The sequence below is a fragment of the Maricurvus nonylphenolicus genome, assembly GCF_042854845.1.
GTDB lineage: Bacteria > Pseudomonadota > Gammaproteobacteria > Pseudomonadales > Cellvibrionaceae > Maricurvus > Maricurvus nonylphenolicus.
Window position 1 is genome coordinate 5,222,017 of the sequence record NZ_AP031498.1, and the last position, 15,372, is coordinate 5,237,388.

The following is a 15,372-nucleotide window of genomic DNA, read 5'->3' on the forward strand; positions in this document are numbered from 1 at the left end:
TCGAAGAGGGGAAGTAGCTAATCAGAAAAACATAGTTTATTGTTATCCAAATCTCGCACATAGGCAGAATAACGAGGCCCACGCTGATTTGGCTCCCCCTCGCAGGTACCGCCTAATGCAATTGCCTTGTTATAAAACCTTTTAACGTCTTCGGTAGATCCAACACTAAAGCCAAGCATTGTGCCATTACCATTCGTTGCCGATTTTTCATCAAAGGGGATAGCCAGCGCAAATGCAAAATCCTCACCCAGCCAGTAGGTCATTCTGTCTGTTGGTGCAATTTTCTCAAGCCATTCCTGTTCGAAAAGCGCATCGTAGAATTTAGTTGCGGCTTCCATGTTGTTTGTGCCAACAACAAAGTAGTTCATTTTCATTGTGTATTATCTCCTACTGAATAGTAGGCAGATAATAGCTTTAGGCTACTGACAACAGTGTGTCAGTAGGGGTATAACGACCAGTGCCTTGAAAAATTCAATCGACCAATGTAGCCGCTCAATAAGGCGGCGAGGATATTTATTGGGGGCAGTGAAATTAATGATCGTAACAGCGCTGTTACGACGATAAATGCTAGTTATTATGAACTCACATACTGAAGTTCTAACACTACAAATGCAGCCACTGCTGAAATACCAGCACCAGAACCCAAGCCAAGTGTAATAAGCTGGATATGCCACCTTTTGAAAGTAGAAAGACTATAGAACGATGGAAGCAAACATGCAGAAGACAGGGCCACCATACCCGTGAAGAGCATCAACAATGGCTGAAGCTTTGTTCCATTACCATACATATACACTACAACTAAAACGACAAGCGCCGACAAAGAGATCAGAGACAGCTCTACGCAGTGCCATAAACGCTTCCATTTTCTAGTTTCTGGTTGTTTGTACCAATTAATTCTTTCAGATAATGATTTCAAGGGTGCCTCTTATTAACGCCGCCAACAAAGGCAGCGAGGTCCAGCCACGCTTTTCGCGGCGATTTTTCTTGGCTTTGTTATTGAGCACCCTGATCATCCACAAGCTCCTTCGTCAGCTCAACTGCCTCTTCACTGGTAATAAGTTTCACAGAAGATCTAGTCGAGTCGACGTACACGGAAACATGATTATAATATTTGCTCCACGGCTCCACTAGAACACCGCGCTTAAAAGGTATAACAAACGTTACAACATATCCTTCTTTAAGAACAAACAAACTAGTATGATAAAAATCATTATCGAACTTGACTAAGCTATTCTCTGGATCATGAACATAGCTATAAGCCTTTGATAGAACCTCAACGTTTCTTAATGGTAATGCTATATGCTTATTAGAATTCTCAATATATTCTATATCAACAATTCTTTTCAAAACGTCAGAGTTACCCTCCGAGAAAGCTTTACCGGAATATAAAAATCCAAGAAAAATAAATAGCAATCTATGAATCATAATTTATTCTATTTTTGACCATTGCCAAACCATAACGCTTTTATAAACGGCGCACGCTTTTTGCGCGTCCAGTGGAGGCCGTTTTTGGCCGTAACGGTGTTTGAGAAACTTGTTACATAGCTCCTACAAAGGCTATTAAGAACCTCGAAAAATCATATAGCCAGAATTATAAACATTACCGGCACTAAGTAACACCAAACATACATAAAGCCAATTAACAACTTAAAGAAGTACTCTGGTCTCGACAGTTCTCCACCTTCAAACAGGTGCAAGTTGATGCGGAACCGTATTATATTGCCAGCAAGAACAAATGCTAAAAAAGTTAACGGCTGACCTAACGTTACGAAAATCAGCCACTCATGTTTCTCGATATACTCATGGCCACCCAATACACTCACACGAAATATGCCATCACTAATATAGCTATCATAATCCGGAGACTGACCAAAAGTAGTCAAACTTAAAAAGATAAAGCATAAAACCAAGGAGAGAACGAAATACTTCTCCACTCCTTTTGATCTTATGTAATTAAATGGCCATATCATCTTCATATGTAACGCCGCAAGCAAAGGCGCGCGTTAGCGCGTCCAGCCCGCAGGGCGATTTTGCCTTGCCTTGTTATACGTTTTCTCACAACTGCGCCTTAACTGCTTGGCATAAAGCCGTAAGATTATTATTAAAATCTTGCTCAGTGCCCTCGGGAACAATCGGCTCGAGCATTACCCAAGTATTGTTACCTTGCCAAGACTCAACGGAACCAAAACCTTCCTCACCATCCCACAGGATCATGAACCGCTTTTCGCCTGTGGCATATATGCAATGCATAGAACCACAATAGTCTAGCTCTGTATCAGGCTTATCTTCTTCGTAGCCTGCCTTAGATAGAATCTCTGCAATACTACGTTTTATCTTGTGATATTCGTGCATTCTGATTTACGTATAACAGCTTATTCTATGTCTCGATGACGTGATTAATTACGTCACCGTGACGTATAACTACAAAACAGAAATTCAACCTAAATGAATTTCCCCTTACTTTCAATAAGTTATCCGCTAGCACTCACTAACTGACGTGATTAATTTCGTCAGTTAGTGAGTGCTAGCAAAAAAATATTTAAACACGAACCTTCCATCGGCGCGGACTCCGGCTGCCGTGTAACAGAGCCAGAACTACGAGTACATTACCTTTAACAACAAAGAAGATTGCAAACGGAAAACGCTGAACCAATATCCTATGGATATTCTTATGAACCACCGGATAGTGGGTGGGATGTTGAGTGATTTTTTCAAGTGCAGCCTCAATACAACGTATGAAGTCACTACCTAAGCCTTTGCGGCATTTTTCGTAATAGTGATAGGCATCTTGAATATCTGCTTCCGCTGCAGGCCTTATCCTTAGGGTGTAGTCCATTAGGTCTTTAAGATCCTTGCTTTAACCTCTTGCCAGGACGCGCCAGAATCTTCATCCATATCAAACTGTGCCAACCTGTGATCAAGCTCTTCAATTTGTTCTTGAGTCACTGGCAGTGCCTGCTGATCGATAATGACACTGTCCCAGAGTTCCTGCGCAAGCGAGACTTTCTCCGCATTGCTAAGCTCTTGAATTTTCATGCTTTTCACCAACTTAACGACCAGTGTCTGCCTATTATAAACCAACAGCATATCTCTCGCACTTACTCCCCCCTAATCAACAGCACGCCACTAGCGTGCCACAGCAAGATATTGATACTTTTTTATGGTTTTTAAACGCAATCATTGACAGCGTTCAAACCAAGCCAATACTGTATATAAAAACAGCAAGGTATTTAGGGATGAAATCGCCTTTTCTTCAGCAAATCAGGGACTGTATTCGCGTCAAAAACTACAGCATTAAGACTGAACAAACGTATTTACACTGGACGGTAAATTTTATTCGCTACCACAATATGCGCCACCCTAAGGACATGGGCGAGAATGAAATAAGAGTCTACTTAAATCACTTGGCGCTGGATAAGAATGTATCCCCCAGCACGCAAAAAATTGCCCTCAATGCAATTGTGTTTACCTACCGTCATGTACTTAATCGAGACCCGGGTGATTTTAGTGATTTCCATCGCGCTAAAGCACCTAAAAAGCTGCCGACAGTTTTAATGCCCAGCGAAATATCTAGCCTGTTTCAGCAACTTCAGGGGGATGCCAAACTTTGCGCCGCACTTATGTACGGCTCCGGGCTTAGAGTGATGGAAACCGTCAGATTACGCATTCAGGATATTGATTTTGATCGCTTAAGCGTCCTTGTGCGTGATGGCAAAGGCCGCAAGTCACGCATTACAACACTTGCCCCAGAACTTTGCCCTGTGCTACGCAACCATATCAATTACATCCGTAGTCTGTTTGAAAAAGACCGGCTGGAACCCAACTGGGGCGGCGTATACCTACCCTATGCCTTGGCCAAGAAGTACCCCAAGGCCCCCTTCGAGTTAGGTTGGCAGTATTTATTCCCCGCACAGCACTTTAGCAACGACCCACGCAGCGACAAACAACGCCGTCATCACATTGGTGAACAATCTGTTCAGCGGGCCGTAAAGTCAGCGGTTAAGCGGGCAAATATTCATAAACCCGCTACCTGCCACAGTTTACGTCACTCGTTTGCTACACATTTACTTGAGCGAGGGGCTGACATCAGAACAATACAAGCCCAATTAGGCCACAGTGATGTCAGAACGACGGAGATCTACACCCACGTCTTAAACCGCGGCGGCCACGCTGTTCGCAGCCCGCTTAGCGATTTAGGGACAGACATCGACTAACCCACCCAGCCTTGAAATCCCCCAATCCGCCCCCATCTAAGCTCCCATCCAAGTAATGTAAGTATCAAGGAACCACTGTGGAACAATATCGTGGCACCACTATTCTTTCTGTCCGTCGCAATGGCAAGGTTGTTATTGGCGGTGACGGCCAGGTTTCCATGGGCAATACGGTGATGAAGGGCAATGCCCGCAAGGTACGCCGCCTGTATAGAGATCAGGTACTGGCAGGCTTTGCCGGCGGTACCGCCGATGCCTTTACCCTGTTTGAACGCTTTGAAGCCAAGCTGGAGGCCCACAATGGCCAGCTGGTACGCGCGGCGGTGGAGCTGGCCAAAGAGTGGCGCACCGATCGCGCCCTGCGTAAGCTTGAAGCCCTGCTGGCGGTAGCCGATGCCGAGGCCTCTCTGATCATTACCGGTAACGGTGATGTGATTCAGCCCGAGCAGGACATTATTGCCATCGGCTCCGGCGGCCCGTTTGCCCAATCCGCGGCCCGCGCCCTGTTTGAAAATACCGAGATGGATGCCAAGAGCATCGTCGAGAAAGGCCTGGGCATTGCCGGTGATATCTGTGTGTACACCAACCACAACCATGTGATTGAAGAGCTGGATTACTAGTCCCCACACAAACCGAATCTGTTCTTATATAAGTAGCTGAAGTCAGAAGAAGATTATTATGTCGAACATGACACCCCGTGAAATTGTTCACGAACTCGATAAGCACATTGTTGGCCAGCAGGCCGCTAAACGCGCCGTGGCTATTGCCCTGCGTAACCGCTGGCGCCGCATGCAGGTGAGCGAAGATCTGCGCAACGAAATCACCCCCAAAAACATCCTCATGATTGGCCCTACCGGTGTCGGTAAAACCGAAATCGCCCGCCGCCTGGCCAAGCTGGCCAATGCGCCTTTTATGAAGGTGGAAGCCACCAAGTTTACCGAGGTGGGTTATGTAGGCCGCGATGTAGAATCCATCGTTCGCGATCTGGTGGATATGTCCATCAAGATGCACCGCGAGCAGGAAATGCAGAAGGTTCAGCATCGTGCCCAGGATGCCGCCGAAGAGCGTATTCTGGATGTGCTGCTGCCACCGGCACGCACCGAAGATACCAGTGAGCAAACACAGTCTTCTACCCGTCAGATCTTCCGCAAGAAACTGCGTGAAGGCGAGCTGGACGAAAAAGAAATCGAGATTGATCTGGCCGCAGCCTCTGTCGGTGTTGAGATTATGGCCCCTCCCGGCATGGAAGATATGACCAGCCAGCTGCAGAACATGTTCTCCTCCATGTCGAGCGGCAAAACCAAGAAAACCAAGCTTACCGTCAAGCAAGCTTTAAAACAGCTGTGCGATGAAGAAGCCGGTAAGCTGGTAAATGAAGAAGAAATTAAAGCTAACGCCATTGCCGCCGCCGAGCAAAACGGCATTGTCTTTATCGATGAAATCGACAAGGTCGCCAAGCGCAACGAAAGTGGCGGTGGTGCCGATGTCTCCCGCGAAGGTGTACAGCGCGATCTGCTGCCCTTAATCGAAGGCTGCACCGTTAGCACCAAACACGGCATGATCAAAACCGATCATATTTTGTTTATTGCCTCCGGTGCCTTCCATCTGGCCAAGCCGTCTGATCTGATTCCAGAACTGCAGGGGCGCTTGCCAATTCGCGTGGAACTGGAAGCGCTGACACCGGATGACTTTAAACGCATTCTCACCGAACCAGACGCATCGCTGACCGAACAACAAACCGCACTGATGGCCACCGAAGGTATTAGCCTGGCCTTTAGTGAAGACGGTATTCAGCGTATTGCCGAAACAGCCTTTGAGGTGAATGAGCGCACCGAGAATATTGGTGCCCGTCGCCTGCATACGGTGATGGAGCGCTTGCTGGAAGATGTGGCCTTTGAAGCCGGCGACAATGAAACCAGCATCACCATTGATGGTGCTTATGTGGATAAGCATTTGGGTGAGTTGGCGCAGAATGAAGATTTAAGCCGCTATATCCTGTAATGGATTTGCCCCTGCAACTGCAGGGGCAAATTTTACTTTCTGCGTTTCAACTGTATTCACGATAATGACCCCAAGCAAAATCAAACTGCACAAACAAAGTAAAACCCTGGAGCTGCATTTTGCTGCTCAAGCGTTTCACCTAAGCGCCGAGTTTTTGCGCGTGCACTCCCCCTCGGCCGAAGTCAAAGGTCACGGTCCTGGCCAAGAGGTTTTGCAGGCGGGCAAAATTGATGTGGGCTTTACCGGTATTGAGGCCGTGGGTAACTACGCCATCAAGCTGATTTTTGATGATGGCCATGACAGTGGTATCTTCTCCTGGTCCTACCTGTATGACCTGTGCCAAAACCACGATGCCTATTGGCAGGCCTATCTCGACAAACTCGATGCCGCGCAACTCAGCCGCGATGCCAATACCAGTGTAGTGAAACTGCTCGACCCCAAATAACCCCTGCCTACAAAAAGCCTGAGCGGTCCCGCTTGACGGCAACCCCTTTCGATTTGATCTCCCTCAAACCCTTTGGCTTTGTCGCCTGTATTAACAAAATTTAATCTAGCGCGCTGGAACAGAAGTGCCATAATTCCGTCTTATTATCTATCTGTCGCGATATGTAATAGCATTGCTCCCTATATTGTCTCAAAGCAACAGGATGTGTGAATGAAGCTTTCCCTCTCTAGCCGCGTATTTTCCCGCTCCCTTCCACTAACAATAGCCTCGCTGCTGAGCGTCAGTTTGCTCACAGCCTGTGGTAATGGCGAGACTGAAGGCCCCCAAGCTCCACCACCCTCGGTTTCGGTCATTAAAGTGGAAACCTCGCCGGTGGGCGAATACCGTGAATATGTTGCACGCACAGAGGCCCATAAAGAAGTGGAACTGCGCGCACGGGTCGAAGGCACGTTATTGCAACGTAATTTCGGTGAGGGCAGCAAGGTAAAGGAAGGCCAATTACTGTTTAAAATTGACCCGGAATCTTTCGAGGCCGACGTTAAAAAAGCCACTGCCCAACTCAACAGCCAACAGGCAGCCTACCGTCGCGCCGAGCGGGATATGGAACGCGGCCAGGAACTGGCACCGCAGGGTTATATCAGCCAATCGGACCTGGATAAGCTAACCAGTAATGCCGATCAGGCCTCTGCCCAGGTAGAAAGCGCCAAGGCAGCATTGAAACAGGCGAAACTCAATCTCGATTACACCGATATTACCGCCCCCTTCGACGGCCAAATCGGCAAGGCCTATTTCAGTGAAGGTAATCTGGTAAACCCCGGCAGCGGCGCGCTGGCCACCCTGGTCGACATTCACCCTATTTACGTTAACTTTCAGGTCGACGAAGATCTCTATGTCAGTTACCTGCAATTCAAAGCCACCGAAGCCGGCCAGAATCTATCTGCCAGCAGCGATGTGGAATTAAGCCTGCGCCTGCCCAATGACACCATTCTGCCCACCAAGGGCCGCTTGAATTTCTCCGACACCCAGGTCGATCAAACCACCGGCACGATTAACCTGCGCGCAGAGTTTGATAACCCCAACGGCGTTGTGCTGCCCGGTCTCTATGTCACCCTGATGATGGAAACCACCGACAAGAAAGAGCTGCCTTTAATTCCCCAAGCCGCCGTGCAGGAAAACCAACAGGGCACATTTGTTCTGGTGGTCGACAGCAACAATACCGTTACCCCGCAACCGGTAGATATGGGGCGCCGCATTGGTGCCATGTGGGTAGTGAACAAGGGCCTTAACAGTGGTGAGCAGATTATTGTCGAAGGTTTGCAAAAAGTTCGCCCAGGTATTCAGGTAGCCCCTGCACTAAAAACCATTGACCCGGCCACAGGCGCACTAAGCGATGCAGGCCCCCAACAGAACACTCAACAGCCCTCCGCCACTGACAGTGAGGAAGGCTAATGTTCAGCCAATTCTTTATTCAGCGGCCTAAGTTTGCCTTTGTTATTTCCATTGTTATTACGCTGGCAGGTTTACTCTCGCTAATTACCCTGCCGGTTAATATGTATCCGGAAATTACCCCACCACAGGTACGAATCAGCGCGGTGTTCCCCGGCGCCAGTGCTACGGTGGTGGAAGAATCGGTGATCCGGCCGATTGAGGAACAGGTCAACGGCGTGGAGGGCATGCTCTATATCGAGTCGACCGCCACCAATAACGGCACGGCCACTATCACCATTACCTTCACCTCCGATACCGATGCCGATCTGGCCCAGGTCAACACCCAAAACCGCGTCGCCATTGCCGAACCCAAGCTGCCGGAAGAGGTACGCCGCCAGGGCATTAACGTCACCAAACAATCAGGCAGCTCACTGCTGGGTATTACCCTGTATTCACCCAATGGCAGTCTCGATGAGCTGTTCCTGGGTAACTATGCCGCCAACTATATTACCGAACCCCTGGCGCGCATTAATGGCGTAGCCAGTGTCGATGTGTTGGGTGCACGTACCTACAGTATGCGTATCTGGCTCGACCCCAAACATATGGCGGCACTGGAACTGACCGTGGGCGATGTGCGCAACGCCCTGCAGGAACAAAACGTTATTGTTGCCGCCGGTAAACTCGGCCAGCCCCCCAATACGCCACAGGAACAGTTTGAATACACCATTCAAACCCAGGGCCGCCTAAGTGATGTTAAAGAGTTTGAAGACACCATTATTCGCGCCCGCACCGACGGCAACTTTATTCGCCTGCGCGATATTGCCCGCATTGAACTGGGCTCCCAGGATTACGCTATCAATGCGCGTTTGAATAATGATTCAACGGCCTATATCGAGGTCTACCAATTGGCCGATGCCAACGCGACCCAGGTTGCCGCCAATGTGAAAGCCCGTTTGCAAGAACTGAGCGAGAGTTTTCCCAACGACCTTGAGTACGACATTCTCTATGACACCACGCGCTTTATTGAACGCTCCATTGACGAAGTAAAACTCACTCTCTATCAAGCCGTAGGCTTGGTGATTCTGGTGGTGTTTTTGTTCCTGCAAAACTGGCGCGCCACATTAATTCCCGCCATCGCCATTCCCGTATCATTAGTGGGCACCTTTGCCTTTATGGGGCTGCTGGGCTTTACCATTAACACCATTACCCTGTTTGGTTTGGTGCTGGCTATTGGCGTGGTGGTGGATGACGCCATTGTGGTGATTGAAAACGTCGAGCGACTGATGAAAGAAGAGGGCCTGTCGCCGGCCGACGCCACCCGTAAAGCCATGAAACAGGTTGCCGGCCCCATTGTCGCAACAACGCTGGTACTGCTGGCCGTATTTGTACCGGTAGGGTTTATGCCCGGTATTACCGGTGAGCTCTACAAGCAGTTTTCGGTAACCATTTCGGTGGCGGTACTGATCAGTTCACTTAACGCCCTCACCCTTAGCCCGGCACTGTGTGCAACCTTGCTTAAAGCCGATGCCATGGAACCCATTCGCTGGCTGGGCTTTATCGAAAAAGGCCTGAATAAACTCACGGAAAAATACCAGGGCGCCATCGGCTGGATTTTAAAACGCTCCCTGCGTGTGGGCAGCCTGGTACTGGTGCTGTTTTTTGCCACCGGTTGGCTCACCAAAACTGTGCCTACCGGTTTTATTCCGAGCGAAGACCAGGGCTATGTTTTTGTTAACGTACAACTGCCGGATGCGGCATCCCTGAACCGCACCCAAGTGGTGATGGATAAAATCAGCGAGATTGCCCGCCAACAACCCGGCGTTACCGATATGCTGTCGATTGCCGGTTTCGGTATTCTCGGCGGCCAGGCATCCAACAACGGTTTGGGCATTGTGGTACTGGAAGATTGGGATGACCGTACCGACCCACAGTTATCGGTCAATAGCATCATCAGTCAACTGCAAGGCCGCTTCTGGGCTTTGCCCGATGCCCAGGTCATGGTCATGAATATGCCGCCGATTCCGGGTCTGGGCAGTAGCAGTGGCTTCGACTTCCGCCTGCAGGATAGCGAAGGCCGCGCGCCACAGGAACTGGCCCAAGTGTTGAACGGCCTGGTGTATCAAGCCAACCAAATGCCGTCGCTCAATCGTGTGTTCAGTACCTACCGCGCTAATGTGCCGCAGTACTATCTAGAGGTGGATCGCAATAAAGCCAAAGCCATGGGCATTGATTTGAGTGAGATCTTTATGAGCCTTCAGGCGCAACTGGGTTCGCTTTATATCAATGACTTTAATAAATTTGGTCGCTCCTACCAGGTGATTATGCAGTCGGAAAACGAGTACCGTCGCAAACCGGAAGATTTGCAGCACTTCTTTATCCGCAACAAGGATAACGAAATGGTACCGCTGACAACACTCGCCAGCCTGACACCCATTCAGGGGCCGACCAGCATTAACCACTTTAACCTCTATCGTGCAGCCACCATCAATGGCGAACCGGCGCCGGGCTACAGTTCCGGTGATGCACTGAAGGCGATGGAAACCCTGGCCAGCCAACTGCCGCAAGGTTATACCTTTGAATGGAGTGGACAGTCAGCGCAGGAAAAAGAAGCCGGCAACCTCGCACCACTGCTGTTCGGCTTGGCGATTATTTTTGTCTACCTGTTTTTGGTCGCCCAATATGAAAGCTGGGCCATTCCCTTCTCGGTATTGTCCGCCGTGCCTATCGCCATCTTTGGTGCTATGGCGAGCCTCTGGGTAGGTGGAATGGTCAACAATATTTACGCCCAGGTGGGACTGGTGTTGTTGATTGGCCTATCGGCAAAAACCGCGATTCTGATTGTCGAATTTGCTATGGAAGAACGCCGCGCCGGGCGCTCGATTTTTGATGCCGCCTTTAATGCTGCCCATCTGCGCTTCCGCGCCGTACTGATGACGGCACTGTCGTTTGTGTTGGGCGTTCTGCCACTGGTGTTCTCGACCGGCGCCGGTGCTGCCAGCCGGGTATCCATTGGTATCACCGTGCTGGGTGGCATGGTAGCGGCAACCATTCTGGGCACCTTGCTGATTCCGTTGTTTTATCAACTGATTCAGCAGTTACGTGAAAAGGTTAAAGGTCAGGCTTAACCGAACATGGATCCCCGCTTTCGCGGGGATGGCGCTGCAGCCATAAATAATTACTAACGTTTTAACTGTGCGCGAAAGCGTTCAGTGGTACAGGAAAACGCCGCGCTCTCCGCGGCGTTTTTTTTCATACTGGCAATTAAATCGGGAATCAGTTCGGCGTGGCTTTTATGAATGTGCATATAACCCTGCATTTCCGTCACCACATCATAAACATCCAGCGGCCGAGCCGAGGCCTTGCGTAATCCCCCCCAATTCACATGGGGTGCAACAACAAAATCCACCCGCTGGTGCTGTAGCATTAATGCTGCCTGGCGATCAGATTTATATTCTGTGATTTTGGCCGCTGGCCACTGACGTGCAATCAGGGACAAAAAGCCTGGCGATCCGGTAATAACTCCCACTGTCTGCTCTTTACCCTGAGCCGTCGCATCCGCGTAGGCCTGCTGCTGACCACGTAAACCAATCGCCAAAATACAGGAGTTAATCCAGGGGTACTCAACCCGCAGGATATTGTCGAAGCCACGGGAAATATCCACCGTACGCACCAGGTCTACATCCATAATGCCGCGGTTTAGCTCGATGATCATGCGCCTGCCGGGTACAAACTCCAGCTGCATGTCATAACCCAGCTCGGTAAACACATGCTCCAACCAGAGCCGAACCTGCGCCTCCTGATTGCTGCCCTCTAAATTTATCGTGCTGCCAATACGCAGCACGGCAGGCGTCTCCCCCTGTTCCTTAACTGGCGCGACCGGCACAGGAAGCTGATCTGTAGACAGCGCTGGCGGCTGTTCAGGAGATGACCGATCGGCCTCGACCACAGCTTGCTCCCTGCTGTCACAGGCAGATAAAACCAACAATGCGGTCACCACTCCAAGCAGTTGCCGACATGCTCGCATTTCAGGAACCTCCCTGGTTCGCCTTTAGCTCGGTTCGAATCATTAATTGCTATGAGTCAATCATAACCAAATTTCCGCAGATTGCATGTGGGCTTTTTAGAGGTATTGGACACGGGACACATACCCCCAACGCCCCAGTCCGTGTAGAATAGCGGCCTGAATTTGAAGGTATATAGGCTTATGGCAGAGAAGAAGACCACCCACTTTGGTTTTGAAGATGTCGCGGTTGAAGAGAAAGCCGGGCGCGTAGCGGATGTATTCCATTCGGTCGCCGGTAAGTACGACCTGATGAACGACCTGATGTCCGGCGGCATCCATCGCCTGTGGAAGCGCTTCACCATTGAAATATCCGGTGTTCGCGCCGGTAACAAGGTGCTGGATATTGCTGGCGGTACCGGTGATCTGAGCTACAAGTTCTCGCGCCTGGTGGGCCCCGAAGGTTTAGTAGTGCTGGCCGATATCAACGAGTCCATGCTGCGCGTGGGCCGCGATCGCCTGACCGACCGCGGTGTCAGTGGCAACCTGGTGGTTTCCCAGGCCGACGCCCAGTACCTGCCCTTCCCGGACAATACCTTCGACTGCATTACCATTGCCTTTGGCCTGCGTAACGTTACCGACAAGGATATGGCGCTGCGCTCCATGCTGCGCGTACTTAAACCCGGCGGTCGCCTGCTGGTACTGGAATTCTCCAAGCCAAAGAGCGAATTGCTGAGCAAAGCCTATGATCAGTACTCCTTCAAGCTGTTGCCGTTTATGGGCAAACTGATCACCGATGATGCCGACAGCTACCGCTACCTGGCCGAGTCCATCCGCATGCATCCGGATCAGGAAACCCTCAAAGACATGATGGTCGATGCCGGCTTTGCCAACTGCACATTCCACAATATGACCGGTGGCATCGTTGCCCTGCACAAAGGCGTCAAGCCTTAGGCTGAGTCAGACAACATGGACATGGACCCAACGCTAACCGCTGCCGCTACGGCCACCCTGGAAACCAGCATCAATACAGCGCTGGCGTACGATCCAGCCAGCCGCCTGGCCCTGCAACAACTGGCCGGGCAATCCCTGGCCATAGAGGTTAGCCAACCCAAGCTGCAACTGTGTCTGTTGTTTGATGCCGACCAGGTGCGCGTTGTCCATACCTATGACCACACCGATGAGAGCCCCACCACCCTGTTACGCGGTTCCCTGCCAGCACTTATGCAACTGGCCGTCGGTGATAACACCACCCTGGCCGATAGCGGTGTTGAAGCCTTTGGCTCTACTGCCCTGCTCACCTCGGTGCAGCAAATTGCCCGCAATCTGGATATCGATTGGGAAGAAATTCTCTGCACCTGGCTTGGCGATGTGATTGGCCATCAGGCCGCCGAACAAATCCGTCATCGGGTCAGCTGGACGCGCAACCGTCTCGGCAGTGCCCGCCGCCTGCTGGAAGAGTTCCTCACCGAAGAGTTGCGCTCCACACCCACCCAGGTGGAACTGAATAACTTCAGCCAAGAGGTGGACCAGCTGCGCTTTGGCCTGGATCGGGCGGAGGCCCGCTTGCGCAAGCTGAAGCAGCAATTAAGCGCTCACCACAAGAGCCAACCCTAAGCCAACCTGACCAACCCGAATAAGGATCTTACGCTTGGCCGCACTATTTCGCTTTTTTACGATTTTTCGTCTCCTGCTGCGCTATCGCCTGGACACCCTGCTGCCCCGCGAGCATCTGGGTTGGCCCCTGCGGTTACTGCTGACCTTTACCGCCTTACTGCCAAAGCCCAGCCTCAGTCGCGGTGAACGCCTGCGGCGTTTTTGTGAAGACCTGGGCCCTGTATTTATCAAGTTTGGCCAGTTGTTATCTACCCGCCCGGATTTGGTCCCGGCCGATATTGTCGAAGAGCTCGACCACCTGCAGGATAACGTTGCGCCCTTTGACAACGATCACTGTCGAGAATTGATTGAAGAGGCCCTTGGTGCGCCAGTAGAGCAGTTGTTTGCCAGCTTCAATACCGAACCCCTGGCCTCCGCATCGGTAGCTCAGGTTCACGCCGCCGAACTGAAGGACGGCCGTGAAGTGGTAGTTAAAGTCGTACGCCCAGGGCTGGAAAAAATCATCGCCAAGGACATAGCCCTAATGCTGGTGCTGGCCCGCGCCCTGGCCCGCTTTAGCGAAGATGGCCGTCGCCTGCGCCCGGAAGAAGTGGTGCAAGACTACCGCCACACCATCTTTGATGAATTGGACCTGCAGCGTGAAGCCGCCAATGCCTCCCAGCTGCGCCGCAACTTTGCCAACTCGCCCCTGCTGTATGTGCCGGAAGTGTACTGGGATTACACCCGCCGCAATGTCATGGTGATGGAGCGTATCTACGGTGTACCGGTCACCAACCTGGAGCAGCTTGAAGCCCAGCAAACCAATATGAAAAAGCTGGCCGAGCGCGGGGTAGAGATCTTCTTCACCCAGGTGTTCAAGCACAACTTCTTCCACGCCGATATGCATCCGGGCAATATTTTTGTCTCCCATCAAAATCCGCAGCGCCCACAGTATATTGCGGTAGATATGGCCATTGTCGGCTCCCTGACCCAGGCCGATCAGTATTACCTGGCCCGCAACCTGTTGGCGATGTTCCGCCGCGATTATCGTCTGGTCGCCGAGCTGCACATTCAAAGCGGCTGGGTACCCGAGAACACGCCACTTAACGACTTTGAAGCAGCGATTCGCACCGTATGCGAACCTATCTTTGAAAAGCCACTGAAAGACATTTCCTTCGGCCAGGTGTTGATCAAGCTGTTCCAGACCGCCCGCCGCTTTGATATGGAAGTCCAGCCACAGCTGATTTTGCTGCAGAAAACCCTGCTCAATATCGAGGGCCTGGGCCGCCAGCTGTACCCGGATCTGGATCTGTGGGCCACCGCCCATCCGTTCCTGGAAAACTGGCTCAAGGATCGCTTCCATCCCAAAACCCTCCTACAGCAGCTCAAGCGTTACGGACCTGAGTGGATGGAGCAATTCCCGCAGGTGCCACAGACCATGTTTAACGCCCTTAAACAGGTTCAGCATATCGGTGAGATTGCCCCTGAACTGCACCAGGCCGCCGAGCACTTTGCCAAACAGCGAGCCAAGGCAACTCGCACCCGCAGCCTGACCCTGATCGCCATAGGGGCCGCCATCGCCACGGTGGCCAGCGCCTGGCCGCAGGCGGGCCAGCATCTGGCCCAGCTGCCTCCCCATACCTGGGCCCTTGCTGGCTTGGCAGCCGGAGCCTGGCTGCTCAGATAAAGAG

The 15,372-nt window shown here is 51.3% G+C and carries 16 protein-coding genes; 9 read left to right on the forward strand and 7 right to left on the reverse strand.

Annotated features, from left to right (window positions below):
* Window positions 1-17: 17 nt before the first annotated feature.
* The 6 genes from ACGHZ6_RS22600 to ACGHZ6_RS22625 all read right to left on the reverse strand — a co-directional run bounded on the left by ACGHZ6_RS22600 (window position 18) and on the right by ACGHZ6_RS22625 (window position 3,036).
* A complete protein-coding gene (locus ACGHZ6_RS22600) occupies window positions 18-374 on the reverse strand; it encodes a VOC family protein (RefSeq protein ID WP_390616326.1) in 357 nt (118 codons plus the stop codon).
* 200 nt (window positions 375-574) lie between these two features.
* Window positions 575-916 (reverse strand): hypothetical protein, encoded by a 342-nt coding sequence (locus ACGHZ6_RS22605; RefSeq protein ID WP_390616327.1) that lies wholly within the window; start codon window positions 914-916, stop codon window positions 575-577.
* 77 nt (window positions 917-993) lie between these two features.
* Window positions 994-1,425, reverse strand: coding sequence for a hypothetical protein (locus tag ACGHZ6_RS22610; protein ID WP_390616328.1), 432 nt, complete (start codon window positions 1,423-1,425; stop codon window positions 994-996).
* Between the two features lie 630 nt (window positions 1,426-2,055).
* Window positions 2,056-2,352 (reverse strand): hypothetical protein, encoded by a 297-nt coding sequence (locus ACGHZ6_RS22615; RefSeq protein WP_390616329.1) that lies wholly within the window; start codon window positions 2,350-2,352, stop codon window positions 2,056-2,058.
* 187 nt (window positions 2,353-2,539) lie between these two features.
* Window positions 2,540-2,836, reverse strand: a complete 297-nt coding sequence (locus tag ACGHZ6_RS22620) for a type II toxin-antitoxin system RelE/ParE family toxin (protein WP_390616330.1) — start codon at window positions 2,834-2,836, stop codon at window positions 2,540-2,542.
* The gene (locus ACGHZ6_RS22625) at window positions 2,836-3,036 is read right to left on the reverse strand and encodes an addiction module protein (protein ID WP_390616331.1); all 201 of its coding nucleotides are present in this window, start codon (window positions 3,034-3,036) and stop codon (window positions 2,836-2,838) included. Before ACGHZ6_RS22625 ends, ACGHZ6_RS22620 begins: the two co-directional genes overlap by 1 nt.
* 200 nt (window positions 3,037-3,236) lie before the next feature.
* Here ACGHZ6_RS22625 and ACGHZ6_RS22630 point away from each other — a divergent pair, with 200 nt between their 5' ends.
* The 6 genes from ACGHZ6_RS22630 to ACGHZ6_RS22655 all read left to right on the forward strand — a co-directional run bounded on the left by ACGHZ6_RS22630 (window position 3,237) and on the right by ACGHZ6_RS22655 (window position 11,210).
* On the forward strand, window positions 3,237-4,214 hold the full coding sequence (locus ACGHZ6_RS22630; protein WP_390616332.1) for an integron integrase: 978 nt from the start codon (window positions 3,237-3,239) through the stop codon (window positions 4,212-4,214).
* Between the two features lie 77 nt (window positions 4,215-4,291).
* Window positions 4,292-4,831 carry an ATP-dependent protease subunit HslV gene (gene hslV / locus ACGHZ6_RS22635; RefSeq protein ID WP_390616333.1) on the forward strand — a complete coding sequence of 180 codons (540 nt, stop codon included), beginning with the start codon at window positions 4,292-4,294 and terminating at the stop codon, window positions 4,829-4,831.
* Between the two features lie 58 nt (window positions 4,832-4,889).
* Window positions 4,890-6,212: an ATP-dependent protease ATPase subunit HslU gene (hslU, locus tag ACGHZ6_RS22640; RefSeq protein WP_390616334.1), complete on the forward strand. Its 1,323-nt coding sequence runs from the start codon at window positions 4,890-4,892 to the stop codon at window positions 6,210-6,212.
* A 64-nt stretch (window positions 6,213-6,276) separates the two neighbouring features.
* A complete protein-coding gene (locus tag ACGHZ6_RS22645; protein ID WP_390616335.1) occupies window positions 6,277-6,657 on the forward strand; it encodes a gamma-butyrobetaine hydroxylase-like domain-containing protein in 381 nt (126 codons plus the stop codon).
* A gap of 210 nt (window positions 6,658-6,867) precedes the next feature.
* Window positions 6,868-8,106: an efflux RND transporter periplasmic adaptor subunit gene (locus ACGHZ6_RS22650; protein WP_390616336.1), complete on the forward strand. Its 1,239-nt coding sequence runs from the start codon at window positions 6,868-6,870 to the stop codon at window positions 8,104-8,106.
* A complete protein-coding gene (locus ACGHZ6_RS22655) occupies window positions 8,106-11,210 on the forward strand; it encodes an efflux RND transporter permease subunit (RefSeq protein ID WP_390616337.1) in 3,105 nt (1,034 codons plus the stop codon). Before ACGHZ6_RS22650 ends, ACGHZ6_RS22655 begins: the two co-directional genes overlap by 1 nt.
* A 53-nt stretch (window positions 11,211-11,263) precedes the next feature.
* Here the strand turns inward: ACGHZ6_RS22655 and ACGHZ6_RS22660 are convergent, their stop codons facing one another.
* Window positions 11,264-12,109 carry a hypothetical protein gene (locus ACGHZ6_RS22660; protein WP_390616338.1) on the reverse strand — a complete coding sequence of 282 codons (846 nt, stop codon included), beginning with the start codon at window positions 12,107-12,109 and terminating at the stop codon, window positions 11,264-11,266.
* Window positions 12,110-12,289: 180 nt separating this feature from the next.
* Here ACGHZ6_RS22660 and ubiE point away from each other — a divergent pair, with 180 nt between their 5' ends.
* The 3 genes from ubiE to ubiB are packed head-to-tail and all read left to right on the forward strand — an operon-like array spanning window position 12,290 to window position 15,368.
* A complete protein-coding gene (gene ubiE, locus ACGHZ6_RS22665) occupies window positions 12,290-13,039 on the forward strand; it encodes a bifunctional demethylmenaquinone methyltransferase/2-methoxy-6-polyprenyl-1,4-benzoquinol methylase UbiE (protein ID WP_390616339.1) in 750 nt (249 codons plus the stop codon).
* A 15-nt stretch (window positions 13,040-13,054) separates the two neighbouring features.
* Window positions 13,055-13,702: an SCP2 domain-containing protein gene (locus ACGHZ6_RS22670; protein ID WP_390616340.1), complete on the forward strand. Its 648-nt coding sequence runs from the start codon at window positions 13,055-13,057 to the stop codon at window positions 13,700-13,702.
* A 34-nt stretch (window positions 13,703-13,736) separates the two neighbouring features.
* Window positions 13,737-15,368 carry a ubiquinone biosynthesis regulatory protein kinase UbiB gene (gene ubiB, locus ACGHZ6_RS22675; RefSeq protein WP_390616341.1) on the forward strand — a complete coding sequence of 544 codons (1,632 nt, stop codon included), beginning with the start codon at window positions 13,737-13,739 and terminating at the stop codon, window positions 15,366-15,368.
* Window positions 15,369-15,372: the final 4 nt, after the last annotated feature.